Source organism: Neobacillus muris (genome assembly GCF_943193175.1).
GTDB classification, from domain to species: domain Bacteria; phylum Bacillota; class Bacilli; order Bacillales; family Cytobacillaceae; genus Neobacillus; species Neobacillus muris.
This window is the reverse complement of record NZ_CALPDF010000025.1, coordinates 1-22,245: the sequence shown is the minus strand read 5'-3', so window position 1 is coordinate 22,245 and position 22,245 is coordinate 1. Positions and strand designations below refer to the sequence as shown.

The window sequence follows — 22,245 nt, the reverse complement described above, 5'->3', positions numbered from 1 at the left end:
TTCTATTGATTTCAAACATTACTAAAAAATTTTAACCTTTTCATTCACCCTGCCTCTTCCGCTCTAAGTAATTCTGGATACCTCCTAAAACCTTTTCGAAATAGGCAGGAACATGCTGAACAAATTGGTTTTTTGAAAAATGGTCAAAAAATTTCATTTTGCTTCCATCTCTTTGAATTCTAAAACCCGCTGCCGGCACGAAGTCAATTGCGCCTGACCAAAGTTCGAAAAAAGAAGAAAATGGAATTCGAACAATCCCTGAAACTTCCTCTTTCTGAAGCGAAAAAGCGTCAAAGCTATGATCAGTTTCATATAAAAAGACATGGGCAATTTCATTATCAATAAGGTTTTCACTCATTGCACTGTAGGAAACGATTCCTAATGGAATTAGCTCTTCCATTACGATGTTAATCCCAAGTTCTTCTTTTACTTCTCTGATTCCGTCTCGGACTGTTTCATCCGCTAATAAATGGCCAGCGGCTGTTATATCGAGCAAATTGGGGTAATCCTTCTTTCTATGGCTGCGGATTTGCAGATATATATGGTCAACTCCATCTTGGTTTCCAATGAACCAGCAATGAAAAACTTCATGCCAGTACCCCAAGCGATGCACCTCAGCGCGCGGTGCTGTCCCTATATAGTTTTGATGCTTATCAAAAATTTTGAGGATTTCCGTTTCCATGATTAATTCTCCATCTGTAAATATTTTCTTTTTACCATCAATCATTTTTTGAAAGTATTTGTTCAGCTCCCGTAACCAATTCTTTTATTAAATCGGCAGCAGATGGGCTGTTTCTTAATAGTCTTGTTCCTTGTCCAGCCCAAAGTGACAAATATTCTGGATTGTTCTGCTCAGCAGCTTTTCTGCGGATATCTCCGGTTAACGTATTTTGGGTTGGAAAATCAGCTGGCGAAATACCTGAGACGTCATAGGCTTTTATGAATTCATTTTTAATGCCTCGTGCAGGACGGCCGGAAAACGCCTTCGTAATGACTGTACTTTCTTCATTACTATGGATCAATGCTTGCTTATATGCAGGGTGCGCGCCGGATTCCACAGTCGTTAAAAAGGCAGTGCCCATTTGTACGCCTTGAGCCCCTAACGCTAATGCGGCAACAAGTCCGCGGCTATCCATGATTCCCCCTGCTGCGACTACAGGAACCGATACGGAGTCTACTACTTGTGGGACTAGTGAAAAGGTTCCTATTAATGCCCCATTTGACTCAGGTTCTATTTGAAAGGTTCCACGGTGCCCGCCTGCATCACTTCCTTGGGCTATGATGATATCTGCCCCATTTTCTTCTGCGATGAGCGCTTCCCGAACGGTTGTTACCATCGCTGTTATTTTGATCTTCCTTTTCTTCAATAGGGATACTTTATCTTTCGGAAGTACACCAAATGCGGTTGAAATTATGGGCACATTTTCTTCCAGCATTATTTCGAACTGCTCTTCAAAAAAATCAGCTGTTTTTATGGGCTCAGTTACATGTCCGATATTCAATGTTTTTCTTATGGCATTTAGGACCTTCTGGGAGTCTTCCACACCGTCATATCGATCATCCCATTCTGTGCAAAATATGTTTACTGCAAAGGGATGCTCTGTTTTATCCTTTATTTTTCTGATAGCTGACCTCATGTCATCTGGTTTCAGATATGCAGCCCCCAAAGTTCCGAGACCGCCAGCATTAGATACATGAGCAACGAGGTCTGGTGTGGTCGGTCCTCCCGCCATGCCAGCCTGAATGATAGGATAAGTGATCTCCAGTATGCCGCATAAAGCTGTGTTTAATTTCAAACTTTCACCCCTCTCCATGTTTTTCCAAAAGGTATTTATTTTTATTCTACCTAACTTTTAAACTTAAGAAAAATAGTATCACTTGCTTATATTGAGTTTTTTACTTTTTATTGAAGGAATATCACGTTTCCATAGTGAATAAATTAGTTAATATTTATGTTGTGCCATGAATGAAAGGATGCCATTTATGATAACTGAACTTAAGATTATTCGTGTACCTATTCAGACACCAACCATCCTGCCGCATACGACTACAAATTGCTATCTAGTGGGCAATGAAGAGGAATGCATGTTGGTGGATGCAGGATATGATGTGCCAGAAACGAAGCAGCTCCTAGAAAAAGCCATCGCTGAAAACAAACTGGCTGTGCCAAAGTATATTGTTCTTACCCATTCACACCCGGACCATGCCCCTGGAGTTCGGCAATTGATGCATTGGTCACCAATTGTTTATTGCCATCAAAAGGAAAAACAAGCAACCCTCGATGCCATATCGCCATGGACCAAACTTGCTTTCTTGAATGATGGGGATTCTCTTACAATTGGGAATGAGGAAATTACAATTTTACATGCCCCCGGCCATACTTCTGGCCAGTTGAATCTTTATATTCCTTCTCTGAAGGTACTTCTCGCGGGTGATAATATTGTCGCAGAAGGGACCTCTTGGATTGGTCCGCCAGATGGCGATATGGGGGATTATTTGAAAACGCTGACAAGGTTAAAACAGCGGGATTTAAAAAAGATTGGACCCGGTCATGGCGTTTGGGTGGAAAATCCATATGAACACATTGAATTTGTCATGAACCGAAGATTGCATCGCGAAAATCAGATAAAGAGTTTGCTTGAAAAGCATAAACAGCTAACCGCTGAAAATTTGACTCGTATGATTTATCTGGAGCTTCCCCATCCCAGCGTGTTTGAATTTGCCAAAAGAACAACGGAGGCCCATTTAGTAAAACTTATTAAGGAAGGGACCGTGATTTTAGAAGATACCCTGTATTCTCTCATTTAAAAGTTTGTTATTTTCCATCCTATTGTTTTTAGTACATAAACCAAGTACAGCAAAGTAAACGGCAACGTAAAAAAATCCTGCCCAGTTTTACAGCCCGGGCAGGATTTTTTGGGGACAGTCCCCCATTGCGGTGAAGCTTTAAACGAGCGGGGGCCTGTCCCCTGCTTCACTAAAGCGTTTTTAGCACATTTGCGTGTGTATATAGGTTTGAATGGCTGTGATGAGGAGGTCGATTTCTTCTTCTGTATTGTAAGGGGCAGTCCTGCACGGATCCAGCCGCCATTTGGACAGCGTCAACAGCCAATAATGCGCCCACCTCACGCACCCGCTTGGCAATGGTTCCAATGTCCGTCATGGTACCAACTTCTTCTATTGGAAACATCCATTCCATATCTCCCCAGAGTCAATTTAAAAAAGTTTCTATCGTATATATACGATAGATTGGAAAAACATTCCTGCAAAAACGACCAAAACAACTATCCAATCGTTGTTCCCTTACAAAACATGAAAAAGGCATAACCAGCTTGTTATGGTTATGCCTTAAGTGATTAATCGTTCACCTTGCTATTAAAATATTCCTACTTTGGTCCATTTCGATTAATTACAACCAGCTTCAACTCTGTCATCTCTTCAACAGCATATTTGATTCCTTCACGTCCCATTCCGCTTTCTTTGACTCCCCCATAAGGCATGTGGTCGACACGGAAAGTAGGAATATCATTAATCATCACCCCGCCAACATGCAGCTCATCAGCGGCATTTAATGCAGCTTGAAGATCGTTGGTGTAAATCCCCGCTTGAAGCCCATAGCGAGAGTCGTTTACCTGGCTGATCGCTTCCTTAATTGATGAAACCTTATTAATAAGCACGATAGGAGCAAATACCTCTTGGCAGCTAACCTTCAATTTTGAATCGGCATTAAGGATGACGGTCGGCAGAAGGGCATTTCCCTGTGTAAATCCGCCTGTTGCGACAGTTGCACCCGCTTGTTTTGCTTCCTCAATCCAGCCCATCGTCCGTTCAATATCCTTTTTAGAGATCAAGGCCGAAATGTCGGTAGCTGGATGTAAGGGATCACCTATTTTCAATCGACTCGCTGCTTCCACAAATTTTTCGACAAACGGTTCATATAAACTTTCATGGACATATATTCTCTGCAGGGAGATGCATACCTGGCCTTGGAAATCAAAGGCTCCCATCATACATCTCGGCAAGATTTTTTCGATATCTGTGCCTTCATCGATGATTAGGGCTGAATTGGAACCAAGCTCAAGTGTAATTCGTTTTAACCCGGCTTTATTTCGAATGCCGATACCAACCTCTGGACTACCGGTAAAGGTAATCATGCTGATTCGCGGATCCGTTACAATCTGATCGCCTACGTCCCTGCCACTGCCGGTAACAATATTTAATGCCCCTTTAGGAAGCCCTGCTTCTTCAAACAGCTTCCCAATAAAAAAAGCAGAAAGAGGGGTTTGCGAAGCTGGTTTCAGTACGACTGTATTTCCTGAAGCAATCGCAGGACCTAATTTATGTGCGACCAGATTCATCGGGAAATTAAAAGGCGTGATTGCCCCAATAACTCCAATTGGTTCCCGGGTAGTATAGGCGAGTTTGTTTTCCCCGCCAGGTGCTGCATCAAGCGATAAGGTTTCGCCGTGAATCCGTTTTGCTTCCTCAGCGGCAAACTTATAGGTTTGAATCGTTCTGACAATTTCTCTTTTAGCTGCAGCAATCGGCTTTGCAGCCTCAAGGGCAATCGTTTCAGCCGCTTGGTCAGCATTTGTTTCTAAAAGGCTGACAACTTTCTCTAATATTGCCGCCCGCTGATGGGCAGGCATTTTCGCCATTACAGTTCTTGTCTTGAATGCAGCTTCAACGGCTTGATTTACCTCTTCTTTTGAAGCTGCAGGAACCTTCGCTATCACTTCTTCGGTGTAAGGTGAATGCAATTTTGTGTAATGCTGGGCTTGTACCCACTTTCCGCCAATATATAATTGCTTAATATCTCGATATGCAGCCATTTCCACACCTCAATCCATCTAGATTTTTATAGACTATAGTTTAATTCATTCCCTATTCACTTAGCTGGCAAATTATGTGCCTAACTGGAGTGAGCCCTCAAATGCGGCTAAATAGACATTTCGGATATCATCGATTGTGTATGGTTTAGGGCTCCTCGCCAACAGCCGTTTTTGCTTGATTCCTTCACTGGCGAGCGTTTCAATATCTTCACGCTTAATTTGATAATCTTTAAGGGTACGAGGAACACCAGTATCCAGGACAATTTGATTCAGTGCTTGAACGGCAGCTATGGCAGCTTCTCGTACAGATAAATGCTCAGAATTCACGCCTAAAGCTTGCGCCATTCTGGCCATCTTTTTCATGCAGGAAGGCCAAATATAATCAAATACATAAGGAAGCATCACAGCATTTGAGACTCCATGGGGAAGTTTAAAGAGCCCTCCCAATGGGTAAGCTAGCGCATGGACGCCTGAGACACCGGCATTGTAAAAACTTAATCCAGCCATCAGGCTTCCCCACGAAAGCTCTTGCCGTGCAGCCATATTGGCGCCATCCCAGACGGCTGTCCGGATATTCGCAGCGATCCGCTCAATCGCATCAATCGCAAGCGCATCTGTGAGCGGTGTGGCATTCACCGAAATAAAAGCCTCAACCGCATGGGTTAATGCATCGATTCCTGTTGAAGCCGTTATGCTCGGAGGCAGAGTGTACGTTAATTCTGGGTCCACGATGGCAATATCCGCCAACAGCAGCGGTTGGGTTATGACATCTTTAGTGGTTTCTAAAGAAAACACGGCAATATCGGTTACTTCTGCTCCAGTTCCCGATGTGGTTGGGATCAGCATTTTTGGGAGTCCCTTGTTCGTCAATTGTTTGGTCCCAGTAAGATTTAAGTAATCTTGAACCCTTCCATCGTTTGCTGATAATACTGCAACCGCTTTCGCAATATCCAATGAGCTGCCGCCGCCCATTCCAATCACAAAATCTGCCTGGCTTTCCCGGAGAGCTTGTAATGCTCTATCTCCTACTTCCAGCGGTGGTTCAGGCTCTAAATCACTATAAATCACGTATTCGATGCTGGCATATGCCAACAGGTTTTCCAGCTTGTTCACTAAACCGATTTTTACGATTCCAGGATCTGCAAAAATCATGACTTTAGAAGCGCCAAACTTGTTTATTTCCTCTGGTACCCTAGCTATTGAACCTGGACCAGATATGACGGTGACAGGTGAAATAAAGGATTTCATTCAATCAGACTCCAATCATCACTAAAGTTTTATAATAGAAACCTTATGCTGTATCATTGGATGCTGCTTACTATTTCTGTCTTTTAAAAATCATTTAGTTTTTTCCTTATCGTACATATGCTGCTCAAGCTGCTGGCGTATCTTTTGGGGGATCGGTTCCGATTGATTTGTGGCTAGATTGTAATTAACATAGGTGGCGGAACCACGGACACATCTATTCCTTGATTGATAGATTTCTTCATATAATTTAAAGCTGGTGTTGCCGATCTCTTGTACATAGGTTAATACTTCAACCTCTCTTCCATAATATAGCTGATGAAGATAATCGACATGGATGTTGACAATGACCAGCTTCCAATTTTCGAATGAAAGATTGGGCATAAACATTCGAAAAACTTCATCCCGGCCGCCTTCTAGCCAGATGGGAATGGTTGTGTTATTGATGTGTCCGGCTCCATCCGTTTCAGAGACACGCGGCTTGATAATTGTTCGGAACATATGACATTCCCCTCTATCATTCAACTTATATTATATTTGGCATATTTTTACTATATTACAAATTTTCATATGTGTCATGTAACTTTCTGAATATTTTTATAAAACACACAAAAGCCAGTGACCTATTCTTTTATGGCGGGTCCTGGCTTTTCTGTTTATTAGTGATGCTAACCTAGTGCAACATCTAAAATCATCATTATGGTAAAGCCAATCATGATACTGATAGAGGCAAGATCGGTGTTGCCATTTTCCTGCGATCCCGGTATCACCTCTTCTGCCACAACAAAGATCATAGCTCCTGCAGCAAAACTGAGAGCATATGGAAGAAGCGGCTGGATAAACAGGACTGACAAAGCGCCAATAATGGCGGCTATCGGCTCCACTAAACCGGAAAATTGTCCATAAAGGAAACTCTTTGTCCTTGACATTCCTTCACGCCTTAATGGCATTGACACTGCCACTCCCTCTGGGAGATTTTGAATGCCAATCCCAAGTGCTAAGGCAATCGCGCCCGTTAATGAGGCAGACGGAAACCCTGCGGCGACGGCGCCGAAGGCTACCCCAACCGCTAACCCCTCAGGTATATTATGTAAGGTGATCGCCAATACAAGCAAGGTGCTTCTCTTTTTCCCGGTATGATGAATTCCCTCTGCTTTTTCAATCGGCAGTTCGGGATGTAAATGAGGCAAAAGTTTATCGACCACTAATAGGAATAATCCTCCTGATAAGAAGCCTATTGCAGCCGGCAGCCATACTGGCAGTGAACCTCCCTCTGACATTTCGAGCGCGGGTGATAATAACGACCAAAAACTGGCGGCAATCATTACTCCTCCGGCAAAGCCCAGCATGCTGTCTAAAAATTTTTGATTGACCGTTTTTGTTGTAAACACCAAAGCGGAGCCAATGGCAGTCATTCCCCAGGTGAAGAACGACCCTATAGCTGCTTGAGCGACAGCGGGAAGACTCCCAAACCAATCGAGCATTTTATTAGCCTCCATGTACTGATACATTTTGTTTTTTTAAAATTAGCATATTTTGGCGTATATAGCCAACATATTGGTTAGAGTTTGCTCCATAGTGCTATTTTTTGATTTTTGCCTTAACCTGAAACAAAGCAAAAAAAGCAGAGACAACCGTTTCCGCTTTTTTTGCTGAACATGAATATGAAACGTTAACGTGGTGATACCGTTAATTTCCCGTAAGTCCGGCGCTTTGCCAGCACTTCCAGCGCTTCGGGAACTTCCTTGAAATCGTATTCCCGATAAATCAACGGCCGGATCTTTCCTTGCTCATAAAGTCTCATTAAATCCTTATGGATGGCGGCTGCCTTATCCGGGTATAACCTTCGGAATAAGCCCCAATGAACACCGACAATGGAATAGTTTTTAACCAGTGCATGATTGGCAGGAGCATCTGGAATCCTGCCGCTGGCAAAACCAATGACCAACAGGCGTCCGTCAAAGGCGATGCATTTTCTGGAACGATCAAATACATCCCCCCCAACCGGGTCATAGATGACGTCGGCGCCGCGGCCCCCAGTTTCTTTTTTTACAATATCAATAAAATCCTCTGTGAGGTAATCAATCGCTATGTCTGCTCCCAGCTCTTTGCATATCCTGGCCTTATCCGGCCCTCCCGCAGTGGCGATGACTTTGGCTCCTCTTGCCTTTCCGAGCTGGATGGCTGCCGAACCAACTCCGCCTGCACCCGCGTGGACCAATAGAACTTCGCCTTCTTGAAGATTCGCCCGATTGTATAAGGCGTAGTAGGAAGTTTGGTAGGTAATAAACATCGCTGCTGCTTCCTCTGGAGACATCGAGGCTGAAATGGCGTATACCGATTCTTCCGGGACATTGACCCATTCTGCCAAGCCCCCATTTGGCAGCGGCGGAGTAGCAATGACTCTCTGCCCCACTTTAAACCGGCTCCCGTTTCCTGCCCAGCGGACAATGCCGGCAATCTCAGCTCCTGGTGTAAACGGCAAAGGTGGTTTTTCCTGATAATTTCCTTGGCATAATAAAATATCGAAAAAGTTCAGCGATGAAGCCTCCACTTGAATGAGCAGTTTCCCATCCTCCACTTCCGGAACCGCCGACTCTTGCCATTCTAAAACCTCTTTAGGGTCACCTAATCTAGGAACAATCCACTTATGCATTTATCCTGCCTCCTATAGTTAGAATCTACTTATGGGAAAAGACAGGCTTTCTTTTTTCGATAAATGCCTGCACCCCTTCTTTTACATCTTCCGTTAGAAATACTTCCGCAAACAATTCCGCTTCCCTTTCAATTCCTTTTGAGAATTCCAAATTGCTTCCTTCATCTACAGCTTTTTTGATCCGGGATAACGCCTGCAGCGAGTAGCCAGCCATTTTTCTTGCCATTGCCAATGCTTCTGCCATCCCTTCTCCTGTTGGCACCACTTTATTAACCAGTCCGATTCTTTCTGCTTCTTGTGCGGTGATCGGTTCTCCAGTAAACATTAGCTCCTTTGCTTTTGCCTCACCAATCAGCCTTGGCAGACGTTGTGTTCCGCCGCCGCCTGGAAAGATTCCCAACTTGATTTCTGGCAGACCAAGCTGTGCATGGTCTTCTGCAATCCGGATATCACAGGTGAGAGCCAGCTCGCAGCCACCGCCAAAGGCTAACCCATTTAAGACGGCAATCGTCGGCTTCGGAAGGAAATCAATTTGATTAAACATTTCGTGCTGTTTTAAGACATGATCCTTTTTCCCGGGTTTTCCAATCGATTGAGGAAATTCCTTAATATCGGCACCTGCCATAAACGCCCTGTTTCCAGCACCCGTCAATATCACCGCCACAATCTCTTGGTCTAAGGCGATTTCATCAAATATGTCTTTTAATTCTTTCGAAACTTGACTGCCCAGCACATTCAATGGCGGATTATCAATGGTTACGACGGCAATATGTTCCATTGTTTCCATTTTCACTAATGAATTCGTCATCCTCTTTTCACCCCTGCTTTGGAATTATTTTATAAACCTGTCGGCCAATTCGCCAGTCTTCGCTCACTCTTTGTCCCATTCTTTACAGCAGCATATTCCAATGCCCTGCAAAGGAATTTTCTCGTTTCCCTTGGATCAATTACATCATCAATGAGATGCTTGGCGGCTGCTTTGTATGGCGAGCTGTCAAACGCCCATTTTTCCAATAGCTGATGGCGCACCTCCTTGGGATTTTCCACTCCTTCAAGCTGCCGCCCATATACGACATTGATCCCGACTTCTGGGCCAGTGAAATTGATTTCGGCTGTTGGCCATGCGACGACAAAATCTGCTCCCATCGTCGGTCCGCACATATTTCCATAAGCCGCGCCAACACTTTTGCGGATTACAACTGAAAGTTTCGGAACCGTGGACTGTGCCAGTGCTTGATTCCACACCATGATTTTTGTTGGAATCTTCAGCTTCTCCGCTTCATTGCTAATCCGAAAACCGGGGGTATCATGCAGAAATATCAATGGAATATGGTATGAGTCACATAAGACAATAAAGTCCGTAGCTTTTTCACATTCCTGGACACCCGCTGCTCCGGCATACTTGATCGGCTGACTGGCAATAATCCCAACGGTTCGTCCGTTCATCCTGGCAAAAACGGTTATAAGAGCTGCTCCATATAACGCCTTATATTCAAAAAATTGGCGGTCATCTACGAGTTCAGCGATGATTTTTTTCATGTCATAAGCCCGATTGGTTTTCTTAGGTAAAATATCCAATACGGAATCGACCAATCGGTATGGATCATCACTAGATTCTTTATACGGGGGCTCCTCTGTTGCGTTAAGAGGCATGTAGCTAAAATATTCTTTCATTTGGGCAATACATTCCTCTTCTGTCTCTCCAAAAGCATCAGACTGGACAGTCTGATAGGCATGCACCTTCCAGCCGCCCAATTCTTCATTGGAAATCTGCTGGCCGGTTGCCATCTCGATCATTCTTGGGCCCGCAACAGCCATACAGGTTCCTTTCAGCTGGCTGACAAAGTCAGAGGAAACGGCTGTCCAGGTCGGTCCGCCAAAGCTGTCACCAAGAATACTGGCAATAGACGGAACCTGCCGATTATGTGTCAGCATTTCTTGAGGAAATAGCTTGTCGCTGATACCATCGGAGCCCATTCCGTCTGGCATCCGTAATCCGCCCCCTTCATGCAGATAGAACATAGGGAGCCCCCGTTTAAGGGCATACTCGTGGGTCGTTTTCGCTTTTCTTATGTGGACCGCACCTTCTGTTCCGGCAAAAACGGTTTTGTCGCCAGCCTGCACCATGATCGGACGTCCATTTACCTTGGCCAGGCCAGCAATCAGGCCGTCGCCGGCACTTTTATTCTCTGTCCCTGCCATATCCGAATGATTGAGCATCCCAAGCTCTATAAACGAATCCGGATCAACCAGCAGGCCAATTCTTTCTCTCGCTGTATAAAAGCCTGAATCATGCTGGCGCTGGATTTTTTCTATTCCGCCATTTAAACTGGCACGTTTTTTTCGTTCCTTTAATTCTTCCACTGCTTCATTTACGATGTCCTTTTCTTGATTGATCACGTTAAGCTTCCTTTCCTTGTGGTTGTTTCAATAGTCGTCTTAATACCTTCCCAGAGCTGGTTGCCGGCAATTGTCTGATGAACTCTACGAATCTCGGAGCCTTGTATACAGCCATTTTCTCTCTCGCCCATGCAATAAGTTCTTTCTCGGAAACTTTCCCAACGTATTCTGGTTTTAAAACAACGAAAGCCTTAATGCTTTCCCCTTTGGTTTCGTCTGGCACGCCAATGACGGCACTCTGAAGGATTCCTGGATGTTCATTAAGCATGGCTTCCACATCCTCAGGGAATACACTGAAACCGGAGACCTTCATCATCTCTTTTAATCTGCCGTGAAAAAATAAATACCCATCCTCGTCGACACTGCCAATATCGCCGGTGTGGACCCAGCCGTCCCTGAGTGTTTCAGCTGTTGCTTCCGGGCGGTTTAAATAGCCTTTAAATACGCCCGGATTTTTAATGAGGATTTCCCCTTTTTGCCCTGGGTCCGCCGGTTCACCTGTTTCTGGGTCAATAATTTGAAGATCTGTTTGATAGACTGGGATGCCGCAGCTGCCGTATTTAATTTGGTTAATCGGCATGAATGTGTCGCAGGTATGAGTTTCACTTAATCCATAGGATGCTTCATGAAGGATGCAGCCCTTGGTTGCCTCTTTCCAGTCATTGGCCAATTGCTCGGTTACTTGTACACCAAAACTGGTCGCTAAATTTCTTTTTAAGGAGCTTAGATTTCGGTTTTCAATTCCCGGAATAGATAAAATCGCCGCATTCATCGGGGCAATGCTGTACCAGGTAGCAATCTCGTATTTTTCTATCGCTTCAACGGTAGTCTTCGGATCAAACCGCGTTAATAAAACACACTCAACTCCACTATAAATAGGAATATTGACCCCCATAACCATTCCGGCAATGTGGCAAAGGGGCGCAATGGATAATATCCGTCCATTTGGGTCCAGCTGGTTTGCTTGTACCGTGGCAGCCGTTTTAAACAAGGCACTGCCATAAGGAAGCATGGCCGCTTTTGGCCTTCCGGTTGTACCTGAGGTGAACACCATTAAGCCAATGTCATTCCAGAGATCAAGCTCAACGTTCGGTGGATAAGGATCGTTTTCGTCCATAATTTGTAAGAAATCATAAGAATCATGAATATGGTGCTTATCCAGAGTTAATTCCCCTGGCAGCGGCCATTTGGGTTCATCAGGCAAGTAATCGGCATAGTTTGTGGTTACAATCAATTCAAGGGAAGGAGTTTTTGAGCGGACCGCTGCAATGCGCGGATATAGTTCTTGGCCGGCTACCAGCACTTTTGCGTTTACTTCGTTCATTAAATATTCGAGTTCCGTTTCCTTGTACATTGGGTTTAACGGAACAACAATACCGCCAACACGCTGGATTCCATAATGGGCAATGATATACTGGGGGCAATTTTGCAAAAACAAAGCAATGCAGTCCCCCTTTTTCACTCCATTTACTGCTAAAAAATGGCTGAATTTACTGACTGATTCATCCAGCTCTTTCCAGGATAAATCTGTTCCATAAAAAGAAAAGGCTGTCTTTTCTGGAGTATTCATGGCATTTTGTTTAAGATATTCATGCAATGGTTTTTCCCCTAATCGGTAGGACAAGTTTTTCGGTACGTCACTTGGCCAGCTTTTTTGCAAAAGCTCCTTCATTCCCATTCCTCCTTAAAAATTCCAGCTGAACATAAGTAAGCGTTTTCTTTACTTTAGTCGAAAATTTCAGAATACTCACTGTACAGGTATAGTATACAAAATTGGAAAAAAATAGACAACACTTCATCAGCAATATTGACTACGATTACCATCCTGTTTACTGAGCTAAATTAAAAAGGCAATTTCCCTCGATATCCTTTTCTCATGGGATTTTGCCTTTATTATTATTGTGAAAATTTGGTTATTAAATTAATAATTACCGGGCCAAGCAACACTACAAATAAAGTTGGGAAGATAAACAGCACCATCGGAATTAACATCTTAACAGGCGCTTTCATAGCCCTTTCTTTTGCCGAAAATCTTTGTTTTTCTCTAATCCGTTGTGTTTGTGCCTGCAAAACCTTGCTCAAGCCGATTCCCATTTGGTCCGCTTGGATAATGGAGTTCATGACACTTCTAAAAAAATCAGAAGGGACACGCTCTCTTAATTGAATAAAAGCCTGCCTCCTTGTTTTACCTAACTTCATATCCTCCAGAGCCGATAAGAATTCTTTTGCTATCGCTGAATCCATTTGGCTGCAGACCTTTTTTAGCGCGCCATCTAACCCCATCCCCGCTTCAATCGAGACGTTTAACATGTCAAAGAAATCGGGCATGGCCTTTTCAATTTCCTTCGTCCGTTGTTTGCTCTTGGCTGTTAAGTAATGATTAAGATAAAAATAGGCAAAAAGTGAAACAAACGCTGATAAGAATAAAACCTTTCCTTTCTCTTCAGCCAGAGGCAGAAACAAAGCCATAAATACTAATAAGAGAAAAACCGGTAAAATCACCTGAAGCAAAATAAAGGTACCTGCTGAAAGGCCAAATGGATGCCCGGCAGCTTGCAGCTTCTTTTCAACTTGAGCAATTTTGTTTTTAGGCAGTTTTCCTAAAACAAAAGTCTGGAGCTTTTCCATTATAGGCAGGATTATTCTGATATAAAATGTCTTATGGGACCCATCCTCCTCATTGGACTCTAGTTGATTAGCTTGGGACGGCAAGAATGGTGCTATTCTTTGGTTTATAGCAATGTGATTCCGAAATAATCTATTTAATAGCAGCACACCAATGCTCGTAAAAAACAAGAACGATGAAAGACAGAAGAATAGTTTGACCATTTTTTACACCTCGATTGTGACAACCTTTTGGATAAATATCCAGCCTAATATTCCTGACACTACCCCGCCGCCAAGCAAAATCTGGCCCAAAGGATGAGAAAGCATGGGATCAAAATAACCTGGATTTAGAAGGCTTAAAATAATTCCCATAAAGACTGGGAGCAACGTAATGACTAAAGCGGACATTCGGCCTTGCGAGGTCAGTGCTTTCATTTCATCCTTCAACCGGACTCTTTCCGATATCGTTTCATGGATCGTTTCCAGAATCTGTGCAAGGTTGCCGCCTGTAGTTCTTTGAATTAACACAGCCGTTACGACAATTTCTAAATCCCGGTTTGGAAGCCGTTCCAGAAGATTTTCAAAAGCAACTTCAGTTGAGACCCCTAGATTCATCTCTTTTAATGTCCGTTTAAATTCAATCCCAATTGGGTCCGGCATTTCCTTCGAGACCACCTGCATCGCCTGCATAAAACTAAATCCTGATTTCAACGCATTTGCCATGGTCTCTAAAGCTTGGGGCAGTTGTTCACCGCTGGCAGCAATTCGTTTTTCTTTTTTCTTTTTGACGTAAAGCGATGGAAGTTTCCAGCTGAATAAACCAATCAATATTGAGACTACAATAGGCACCCCTGCAGCGATACAAATAATGCCAGTTGTCAATAATGCAGTCCGGATCGCAATAAATTCTTCCACTTTTAATTGAATCCCTGCACCTTGCAGCTCAGTTTCCAGCCTTTTGCGCTTTTTATCTGATAAGCTAATATGATTAGAAATCTTTTCAATTATATCTTTTACCGTTAAGTTTTTTGAGGAAACAGCTGTCTCTGCTTTCATAAGTTCTGGTCTAGTGCTATTCGGGATTAATTTTTCAAGCCTTTTGGCCATGTAGTTCTTTCGATTGAAGATCCTTGATCCAATCAGGCCAAAAACTAAGAAGGAACAAATAAATATCAAAATCACCATGGACTTCACTCTCCATTAAACCAATCTGCAGGCAGTTCAAATCCATATTGCTCCAGCTTTTCAGAGCAATAGGGGCGGATTCCAGCTGACACATGTTTGCCGATTATTTTCCCATTCTCTCCAGTTCCTGTCTGGCGGAATGAAAATAGGTCCTGCAATACGATGGTGTCCCCTTCCATCCCAATGACTTCTGTAATATTGACCACCTTTCGGCTGCCGTCCTTCAGGCGCGACTGCTGGATGATCAGGTCGATAGCTCCTGCCATTTGTTCGCGAATAGCGCGGATTGGCAAATCCATTCCCGCCATCAATACCATCGTTTCTAAACGAGAAAGCATTTCCCTTGGTGAATTGGAGTGCCCAGTCGCTAAGGAACCGTCATGTCCTGTATTCATGGCTTGGAGCATGTCGAGCGCTTCCCCGCTGCGTACCTCTCCAATCACAATTCGATCTGGTCTCATTCTGAGTGAGTTTCTGACAAGGTCACGAATGGAAATGGCACCTTTTCCTTCAATATTGGGCGGCCTTGTTTCCAATGAAACGATATGGTCCTGAAGCAGTTGCAGTTCCGCCGCATCCTCTATCGTGACAATTCTTTCATCAGCAGGAATAAAAGAAGATAACACATTTAATAAACTGGTTTTTCCGCTTCCAGTACCACCGCTGATAAATATATTCAGCCTAGCCTTTACACAGGCTTCTAAAAATTTGGCCATCTCATCTGAAAGGGACCCAAACCGTATTAAATCGTCAATTTGCAAACGATTTTGCGGAAATTTTCTGATGGTAATCGCAGGGCCGACTAATGACAAAGGCGGAATAATGGCGTTAACCCTTGATCCATCAGGGAGCCGGGCATCGACCATCGGACTGCTTTCATCAATCCTTCTTCCGAGGGGAGATACAATTTTTTCGATTACTTGCAGCACATGTTCGTCATCACGAAAATATTGGTCACTCAAAAGAAGCTTGCCATTCTTTTCGATATAAATTTGAAAGGGCCCATTCACCATAATTTCCGACACTTCCGGGTCATTTAATAAGGAAGTGATGGGACCGTATCCAATCAATTCATTCGAAACGGTTCTAATTAACTCTACTTTCCCCTCATATGTTAACCGATCGTTTTTGTCATTTAAAAATTTCATTGATTCAACTTCAATCAATTCTCTTTGGCCATCATCCGAGAGGTTCGGGTTCTTTTTTAATTCAGCAATAAGATGGCTTTGGAGCGATAATTTTAATTCAGATTCTTTTGGTCTCACAATCTCTCTTTTGGACGTGACCGGATTCCCATCTTGCGTTAAAGCGGTGGAGAGATTTTTTTCATTTAGACGTTGTAATAACGACATACAAATCCTCCTTGATTATTTCTTTTTCTTAAAGAGAGACCGTCTGTTTTTCTTCACTTCAACTTTCTCGGATTCAAGTGGAACGGCTGTTACCAGTTGTTCAGAGATCTTCATTAGGGATTTGGCAACTGGAGTCCGAGGGGCCATCGTGACAAAGGGGGTTCCTCGGTTGACAGATGAAATGACTGTTGGATAATCACTAGGGATGGTTCCTTTTATCTTCATTGCCAAAACTTCCTCTACCACTTCTTTCGTTATTCCATCTGAAGCCGTATCCCGATTTAAAATAATCTTAATTTTATCTTTAAGTTCTAATAAGTTTAATGTTTCAACCGCAAGTTTCCCGTTCTTTAAAGCGGGCAAATCCATTGAAACAATTAAGAGAATATCGTCTGAGTTTTCCAGGGCGACTAAACTTGTCTCAACAAATGATGGCGGCGTATCAATAATGATGATATCGTATTCTTTTTTCATGGCCTCGATTAAATAGGCAATATGTTCTCCAGTTATCATTTCAGCAAATTCCGGCAGGGTTGGCGCTGCTAATATCTCCACTCCTGATGAATGTTTAGTCATATATCTCTTGAAGGACTTATCCCCATTCTCATAGGATTGCTTTACCCAGTCATAAATGGTAAGGCTTGGCTGCTGATCAAATAACAGGGAGACATCGCCAAATTGCAGATCCAGATCAAGGACGGCTACCTTCAAGTTTTTTTTATTCAATGCTGCCGCAATATTGACGCTAATGGTCGTTTTTCCTACTCCGCCTTTAGTGCTGCATACGGTAACCACTTTCGCCTTTTTGCCCTCATCATTGAGATCCAGGTTTCCTTCCACCTTTAATTTCACGATTTCTTCTGCCTTTTGAACGGATTCAATTAACTCGGATTCCTCACATTCAATGTCGAGTATGTCAAGGGCACCAGAAAACATCGCCTTTTTATAATCAATGTCTTGTTTATTTAATACAAGCAGGATGGCACTTGCTGGATAATTCAGCGACAGGTCTTGGCATACTTTATAGGGATCTTTTTGCAAATGGGGACCTATGATAACGATGGAGCCCTTTACATCCTCCAAGGCATGTTTTAGATCAACAGTCGTATCCACTATCGCTGCCCGTTTTTTCACATCTTCCATGACTGATTTTATAGCAGAAGAGTACATTTGTTTTTCTGAAAAAATAAAATAAGGTATCCTCATTTCGTCATCGTTCCCTCACGTAATTCCTGATAAGAGTAATGGACAGCCGGTTCCGTTTTGTCGTCGTTCTCACCCCTTAGCATAAGAGAGACTGTACCGGCTTCTTTTGCAAAAGCAAGGGCTGCCCCTTCATTAGGACTTACTTCTAGGGTAACCATTTCATAAGGGTCTTGATTCTCATTGGCATTATTCTTTACCTGTTTTCCAGTGGCTAACACCTTTACATTGCTTAAAAGAATTTGTGCAGTAGTATTTTCTCCTGCAGGCACAGGTGAAATGAAAATCACATCGACATAGCTTCCAGGTTTAACAAAACCTGAAACACTTTGGAGTTCATTTACTGCAATGGAGACTGCTCGTTTACCAGCTGAAAGCTTTATCCCAGATGTATTCGAAGCTTCCGATTCCTTTGTTTGTTCCGAAGCAGTTGAAGAAGTGCTCTTTTCCTCCTGTTTCGGACTTGTCTGCTCAGCTGTGAGAAAATAAAAGAAAATAGACATGACAGCTCCAAATATAAGCGCGAGAAGCCATATTTTTTTTGTATTCAAGTTGATCACTCATTTCTAACGAGTCAATTTTATACTATAAGTTCCGTAATCCGTTTGATTTGCGGATGTCTCACCCGAAGTGACCCTTCCAATAAACCGTCCTGTAACGACTGCCCCCTCTTTTGTGGAGGAAACCCCCTCCAAAAAAAATGACCCAAAGCCAACCACTTTTACTTGCTTCACCTGATTTTGTTGAGTTTGAATAGCCTCAAAGATTGGCACCATCACGACTCTTGAGCAATCTTTTGGATAATCTAAATAGGTTGCATCAGGACATGAACTCAATCTATAATCAACGGCTCTTGTTGTGGGTCCAGATAATTGCCCTGTTTGTGTATTTAAAATGGTACCGACCTTTAAATCAAATTGGTATCCATTTTTAAAGTCTGTCTCATAGTCTTTTGCTCCTGGTCCTGTTAAGGCAATAGCGCCAAAATTTCCGTAGGCAGAGTCACTGACCTTCAAAGATTGCAGGGATCCGAACTGTAAATCTGCAGATGGCTGAATCCCCAATGGGATAGCGTTTTTTACAGATGTTAACGGATATAATGCCACTTTTGACTTTGCTTTAATCTTAGGTTGTTCGAATCCGAGTGATTTAGCAAAAAAGAGTGTACCCGTCTTTGATCCTGTAACTTCAATTGATGTGTGGCTTTCATTGAATGTGACAGTAAAATCATTTGGATTTTCATTGTAGTATTGAATCGTTTTATTGATTTCTGCCCGCGAATTGCCGGGATTTGCCGGCAGCTCCTGTGCACCCGCCAATGCGGATGCATCCACAATCTTTTGAAGCTGTGCTTTTTCAAGATATAGAGAACCTGCATCAATGACCAAAGCTAATAGCGCCATAAAAACGGTCATCATAATGGCTACAAGGACCATGACTGCCCCATTCTCTTCCTTTAAAAAAGATCTTACCATTATTCCACCCTCATTACGGTTTTTGACTTGATCATGAGTGAATCTGGCAGGATTTCCTTTAAACCAGGAATTGACGGTGAAATCGGATAGGACAAGGTAACTGTCACATATATTCCGCTTTTTCGGTTTAATTCCGATGGTGTTATGTTTACCATTAACAGATCGTCATCCAGTGATGGCGCAGTACTGTATGCTGTTCTGATCACCTCGGTATCAGCTGCCCCCAAACTGGCCTGCCTTGCAGCTTCTCTTCCTGCATTTTCAAGTGCAAGATAGGCATGAAAGATACGGCCAAAGTCGATAATACTGAATAAAATCAAGGTGATCAGCGTTAAAGCAATTGCTAATTCCACAGTTGCTTGTCCTTTTTCCGATTTAATCAAAGCCAACCAACTCCAAAAAAGCATAATGTGCCAAGTACAATGGCTGCTCCATATGGATAAGCATGGTGTAATTCATCTTTGCTCAGCCCATTCAAGGTTTTGAATTGGGCAGAAAGGAATATTCTTTTTAATGATTGAAGCAGTTCCTTATGCCAGATAAGGATACCCAGCGCTATTATGCCGCCAATAATCGCTACATATAAAAAGGCGCCAAACGTAAAGGCTGCTCCCTCTATTGCACCAATCGCCATCAACAGCTTCACATCACCCGCAGCCATAGCGCCCAGCGCATACGGTATAAGGAGTAAGCCTAAACCTGTTAGTAGGCCTAGAAGACTAAAGAAAAGCCCGTCCCAGCCAGATGTAACCGTGTTGCCGATCAGTCCGATGAGCATAGCCGGAAATGTCACTACGTTATATATTCTTCGATATTTAATATCTGTAATTAATGAAATGATTAAAATGGTAAATAAAGTAGCTGTCAACATTTCCTTTCACCTCGCAAAAAATCCTACTTTCTTCAAATGAAAATGAAAGTAGGATTTTAATGAACTAATTTTTATAGCTGTATATTTCGTTTATTAGATATATTTATGAATTAGATCCAGTTGTAGTAGATCCACCAAAGATATTCGTTTTCACTTCTTCTAACTTGTCAACAATGGCATCTCCAAATGCTGTAATAGCAACTACGGCTCCAACTGCAATAACACCTAAGATTAAACCGTATTCGGTCATGCCTTGTCCTTTTTCCTCTTTTACAAACTTTTTAATTTGATTCATCATGATCTATTGTCCACCCTTCATTTTATATAATAATTTTTTTCTTTCCCGAAGAATGGCAAAACCACTTTCGGCAACTGGCTGGCATATTAACAAGTAATAAAGCCCCTATAGTTTTGCGTCCTAAGATTTCCCTTAGTTTGCCTTTTTCTGTTTTTTGTAGACAGCATCGGGATTGTAGAAATCCAGCAGTTTTTGTCGTATCTTGTTGTTGTCTACAGACAAATAGTATCACGCAGATTCGAATATCAACAATGATAAGATTTTGTATATTTTACATTTATATGGAAAAATTATTACAAATATATCGCAATATTACTTTGGAGCAATTGGAGAAAATAGATGCAAAAGATTCGGAATCAAATTGTCCATCCTTTACCGATCACGATTTATGTTTACAATACCTTTTGGAAAAGGTTCAGAGGCTTAATGTTTAAGAAGAAACCAATTGTAAATGAGGGGATTTGGATTATTCCCTGCAATTCCATTCATATGTTTTTTATGTTTTTTCCCATTGATGTCGTTTTTCTCAATTCAAATAATGAGGTCATCTATTTGAAAGAATCAGTTAAACCTTGGTCACTGATTTTTCCCATAAATAATGCGGCTTCTGTAATGGAATTGCCTGTCAACACTATTCGTTCCTACGATATCAAGATCGGCGATAGTTTAAAGCAATAAATTTAAACCAATTTACTTTTTAGATAGACTAGTGCCTTTGCACACGATGGACATCCTTCATAATTTATAGCAAGTCCAAAGTAAAGGGGAATAAGCAAATGCAATTAGATTATCAAAAGGCCAAACGTCTTGAGGGAGAAATGATTCGGTTTGTCAATAATGAAGGGAATTGGGCTATTGGACGGGTAGCGAAGGTGAGGAAAGACGGGCTGGAGATTGAAGAAATGAGTTCTTCGAGTCCTTCTGGCAGCGGATACGGATATGGTTTTTGGGGCGGTCCATTCTTTCGGCCTCCTGTTTTCTTCCCATTCGTCGGATTTGGATTTTCCCCATTTTTCTTTTGGTAAATCGAAGGAAAGAGTTCAACCCAAACAAAGTTGGGCTGAACTCTTTTTTTAGAAGTTATTACGCTATCTAGACTTTGACAGGTCCTCCAAAGCTTGGTAAAGGCCAGGAAACCTGAATTCAAACCCCGCGTCCATTAACGCCTTTGCAGCCACATGCTGTCCCTCAAGAACGAGGGCACTTTTATGACCCAGTGTGAGCTTTAGGGCTAAAGCAGGAACAGGGAGCCAATGGGGCCGATGTAATACCTGGCCGATTGTCTTCCCAAACTCCTTCATTCTTACCGGTTGAGGCGATACAACATTGATAGGTCCATGCAGGTGAGGATGATCTATAGCAAAGACGACCGCCCTTACCACATCCGTTACATGTATCCAAGACACCCATTGTTTACCCGAGCCAACCGTCCCGCCGGCAAACAATTTGTAAGGCAGTGCCATGAGAGGAAGCGCACCTCCTTCCCTTCCAAGAACGACGCCGAACCTCATAAAAACAGCCCGAATGCCTTGTGCTTCAACTTGTTTGGCTTTGGTCTCCCAATCCGATACCGTCTTGCCAAGAAAGTCATTTGCTATTACTGTGCTTTCCTCGGAGTAGACTGCGGTGAATGAAGCAGGATAGATCCCAATCGCACTGGCATTTATTAGAACTTTCGGCTTTTCTGACAGGCCGTCTATAATTTTTAATAATTCATCCGTTGCTTGCATCCTGCTGCTGTATATTTGTTTCTGATGTTTCACGCTCCATCGTCCATCGTTAATCGATACACCTGCTAAATTGATAAACACATCAGCATTTTGTATCTCTGCTTGAGGAGTGGATCCTTCCGCCAGCCACCTTACATACAGTATATTACCTTTAGACGGTCGATCTTTCCTTGTTAAAATGACTACCATATGTCCCTTATTTAGGAGAATTTCAGTCAATTTCTGCCCGATGAATCCTGAACCGCCAGCAATGACAATTTTCATACACTCCCCCCCTCCAATTTTGACGTATTGTAAAAACTTTTATTTAAAATAGGCTATAAAATACCTTGATAGAGGGCTTTATAAGCAAAAAAATTGTCACCCCCTGAAATCTAAGGATAATTGAGGT

24 protein-coding genes and 1 riboswitch are annotated in these 22,245 nt (G+C 42.7%); of the genes, 3 read left to right on the top strand and 21 right to left on the bottom strand.

What is annotated here, in order from left to right:
• Window positions 1-40: 40 nt before the first annotated feature.
• Window positions 41-727: an NUDIX hydrolase gene (locus NFS43_RS15625; protein ID WP_251553673.1), complete on the bottom strand. Its 687-nt coding sequence runs from the start codon at window positions 725-727 to the stop codon at window positions 41-43.
• Window positions 720-1,796 carry an NAD(P)H-dependent flavin oxidoreductase gene (locus NFS43_RS15620; RefSeq protein WP_338150613.1) on the bottom strand — a complete coding sequence of 359 codons (1,077 nt, stop codon included), beginning with the start codon at window positions 1,794-1,796 and terminating at the stop codon, window positions 720-722. Before NFS43_RS15620 ends, NFS43_RS15625 begins: the two co-directional genes overlap by 8 nt.
• 187 nt (window positions 1,797-1,983) lie before the next feature.
• Here NFS43_RS15620 and NFS43_RS15615 point away from each other — a divergent pair, with 187 nt between their 5' ends.
• On the top strand, window positions 1,984-2,808 hold the full coding sequence (locus NFS43_RS15615; protein ID WP_251553671.1) for an MBL fold metallo-hydrolase: 825 nt from the start codon (window positions 1,984-1,986) through the stop codon (window positions 2,806-2,808).
• A 169-nt stretch (window positions 2,809-2,977) separates the two neighbouring features.
• Here NFS43_RS15615 and NFS43_RS15610 read toward each other — a convergent pair whose 3' ends face one another.
• The 18 genes from NFS43_RS15610 to NFS43_RS15525 all read right to left on the bottom strand — a co-directional run bounded on the left by NFS43_RS15610 (window position 2,978) and on the right by NFS43_RS15525 (window position 20,124).
• Window positions 2,978-3,190 carry a hypothetical protein gene (locus NFS43_RS15610; protein ID WP_251553670.1) on the bottom strand — a complete coding sequence of 71 codons (213 nt, stop codon included), beginning with the start codon at window positions 3,188-3,190 and terminating at the stop codon, window positions 2,978-2,980.
• Between the two features lie 196 nt (window positions 3,191-3,386).
• Entirely contained in the window at window positions 3,387-4,832 is a 1,446-nt protein-coding gene (locus tag NFS43_RS15605; RefSeq protein WP_251553669.1) for an aldehyde dehydrogenase family protein, read from the bottom strand.
• 72 nt (window positions 4,833-4,904) lie between these two features.
• Window positions 4,905-6,080: an iron-containing alcohol dehydrogenase gene (locus tag NFS43_RS15600; RefSeq protein WP_251553668.1), complete on the bottom strand. Its 1,176-nt coding sequence runs from the start codon at window positions 6,078-6,080 to the stop codon at window positions 4,905-4,907.
• A gap of 90 nt (window positions 6,081-6,170) precedes the next feature.
• The gene (locus NFS43_RS15595) at window positions 6,171-6,578 is read right to left on the bottom strand and encodes an acyl-CoA thioesterase (protein WP_251553667.1); all 408 of its coding nucleotides are present in this window, start codon (window positions 6,576-6,578) and stop codon (window positions 6,171-6,173) included.
• A gap of 167 nt (window positions 6,579-6,745) precedes the next feature.
• A complete protein-coding gene (locus tag NFS43_RS15590; protein WP_251553666.1) occupies window positions 6,746-7,561 on the bottom strand; it encodes a ZIP family metal transporter in 816 nt (271 codons plus the stop codon).
• 188 nt (window positions 7,562-7,749) lie between these two features.
• On the bottom strand, window positions 7,750-8,733 hold the full coding sequence (locus tag NFS43_RS15585) for an NADPH:quinone oxidoreductase family protein (protein WP_251553665.1): 984 nt from the start codon (window positions 8,731-8,733) through the stop codon (window positions 7,750-7,752).
• Window positions 8,734-8,758: 25 nt separating this feature from the next.
• Window positions 8,759-9,541 (bottom strand): enoyl-CoA hydratase, encoded by a 783-nt coding sequence (locus NFS43_RS15580; protein ID WP_251553664.1) that lies wholly within the window; start codon window positions 9,539-9,541, stop codon window positions 8,759-8,761.
• 29 nt (window positions 9,542-9,570) lie between these two features.
• Window positions 9,571-11,133: an acyl-CoA carboxylase subunit beta gene (locus tag NFS43_RS15575; RefSeq protein ID WP_251553663.1), complete on the bottom strand. Its 1,563-nt coding sequence runs from the start codon at window positions 11,131-11,133 to the stop codon at window positions 9,571-9,573.
• Between the two features lies 1 nt (window position 11,134).
• A complete protein-coding gene (locus NFS43_RS15570; RefSeq protein WP_251553662.1) occupies window positions 11,135-12,805 on the bottom strand; it encodes an AMP-binding protein in 1,671 nt (556 codons plus the stop codon).
• Between the two features lie 224 nt (window positions 12,806-13,029).
• Window positions 13,030-13,761, bottom strand: a complete 732-nt coding sequence (locus tag NFS43_RS15565) for a type II secretion system F family protein (protein ID WP_251553660.1) — start codon at window positions 13,759-13,761, stop codon at window positions 13,030-13,032.
• 204 nt (window positions 13,762-13,965) lie between these two features.
• Window positions 13,966-14,925 (bottom strand): type II secretion system F family protein, encoded by a 960-nt coding sequence (locus tag NFS43_RS15560; RefSeq protein WP_251553658.1) that lies wholly within the window; start codon window positions 14,923-14,925, stop codon window positions 13,966-13,968.
• A gap of 5 nt (window positions 14,926-14,930) precedes the next feature.
• The gene (locus NFS43_RS15555; protein ID WP_251553656.1) at window positions 14,931-16,277 is read right to left on the bottom strand and encodes a TadA family conjugal transfer-associated ATPase; all 1,347 of its coding nucleotides are present in this window, start codon (window positions 16,275-16,277) and stop codon (window positions 14,931-14,933) included.
• A gap of 15 nt (window positions 16,278-16,292) precedes the next feature.
• On the bottom strand, window positions 16,293-17,420 hold the full coding sequence (locus NFS43_RS15550) for a CpaE/TadZ family protein (protein WP_251553654.1): 1,128 nt from the start codon (window positions 17,418-17,420) through the stop codon (window positions 16,293-16,295).
• A 59-nt stretch (window positions 17,421-17,479) separates the two neighbouring features.
• Complete coding sequence (gene cpaB / locus NFS43_RS15545) at window positions 17,480-18,031, bottom strand: Flp pilus assembly protein CpaB (protein WP_251553652.1); 552 nt, start codon at window positions 18,029-18,031, stop codon at window positions 17,480-17,482.
• Between the two features lie 15 nt (window positions 18,032-18,046).
• The gene (locus tag NFS43_RS15540; RefSeq protein ID WP_251553650.1) at window positions 18,047-18,955 is read right to left on the bottom strand and encodes a pilus assembly protein TadG-related protein; all 909 of its coding nucleotides are present in this window, start codon (window positions 18,953-18,955) and stop codon (window positions 18,047-18,049) included.
• Window positions 18,955-19,338, bottom strand: coding sequence for a TadE family protein (locus NFS43_RS15535; RefSeq protein ID WP_251553648.1), 384 nt, complete (start codon window positions 19,336-19,338; stop codon window positions 18,955-18,957). The genes NFS43_RS15540 and NFS43_RS15535 overlap by 1 nt, the downstream gene beginning before the upstream one ends.
• Window positions 19,335-19,826: an A24 family peptidase gene (locus NFS43_RS15530; RefSeq protein ID WP_251553647.1), complete on the bottom strand. Its 492-nt coding sequence runs from the start codon at window positions 19,824-19,826 to the stop codon at window positions 19,335-19,337. Before NFS43_RS15530 ends, NFS43_RS15535 begins: the two co-directional genes overlap by 4 nt.
• A gap of 103 nt (window positions 19,827-19,929) precedes the next feature.
• The gene (locus NFS43_RS15525; protein ID WP_251553645.1) at window positions 19,930-20,124 is read right to left on the bottom strand and encodes a Flp family type IVb pilin; all 195 of its coding nucleotides are present in this window, start codon (window positions 20,122-20,124) and stop codon (window positions 19,930-19,932) included.
• 66 nt (window positions 20,125-20,190) lie between these two features.
• A riboswitch (cyclic di-GMP riboswitch) is annotated at window positions 20,191-20,276 on the bottom strand.
• Window positions 20,277-20,463: 187 nt separating this feature from the next.
• Between NFS43_RS15525 and NFS43_RS15520 the strand changes: the two genes are divergently transcribed.
• Window positions 20,464-20,802: a DUF192 domain-containing protein gene (locus tag NFS43_RS15520; protein ID WP_251553643.1), complete on the top strand. Its 339-nt coding sequence runs from the start codon at window positions 20,464-20,466 to the stop codon at window positions 20,800-20,802.
• Window positions 20,803-20,900: 98 nt separating this feature from the next.
• Window positions 20,901-21,149 carry a hypothetical protein gene (locus NFS43_RS15515; RefSeq protein WP_251553641.1) on the top strand — a complete coding sequence of 83 codons (249 nt, stop codon included), beginning with the start codon at window positions 20,901-20,903 and terminating at the stop codon, window positions 21,147-21,149.
• A 63-nt stretch (window positions 21,150-21,212) separates the two neighbouring features.
• On the opposite strand, the gene NFS43_RS15510 is transcribed toward NFS43_RS15515, so the two are convergent.
• A complete protein-coding gene (locus tag NFS43_RS15510) occupies window positions 21,213-22,118 on the bottom strand; it encodes a TIGR01777 family oxidoreductase (protein WP_251553639.1) in 906 nt (301 codons plus the stop codon).
• Between the last annotated feature and the right edge of the window lie 127 nt (window positions 22,119-22,245).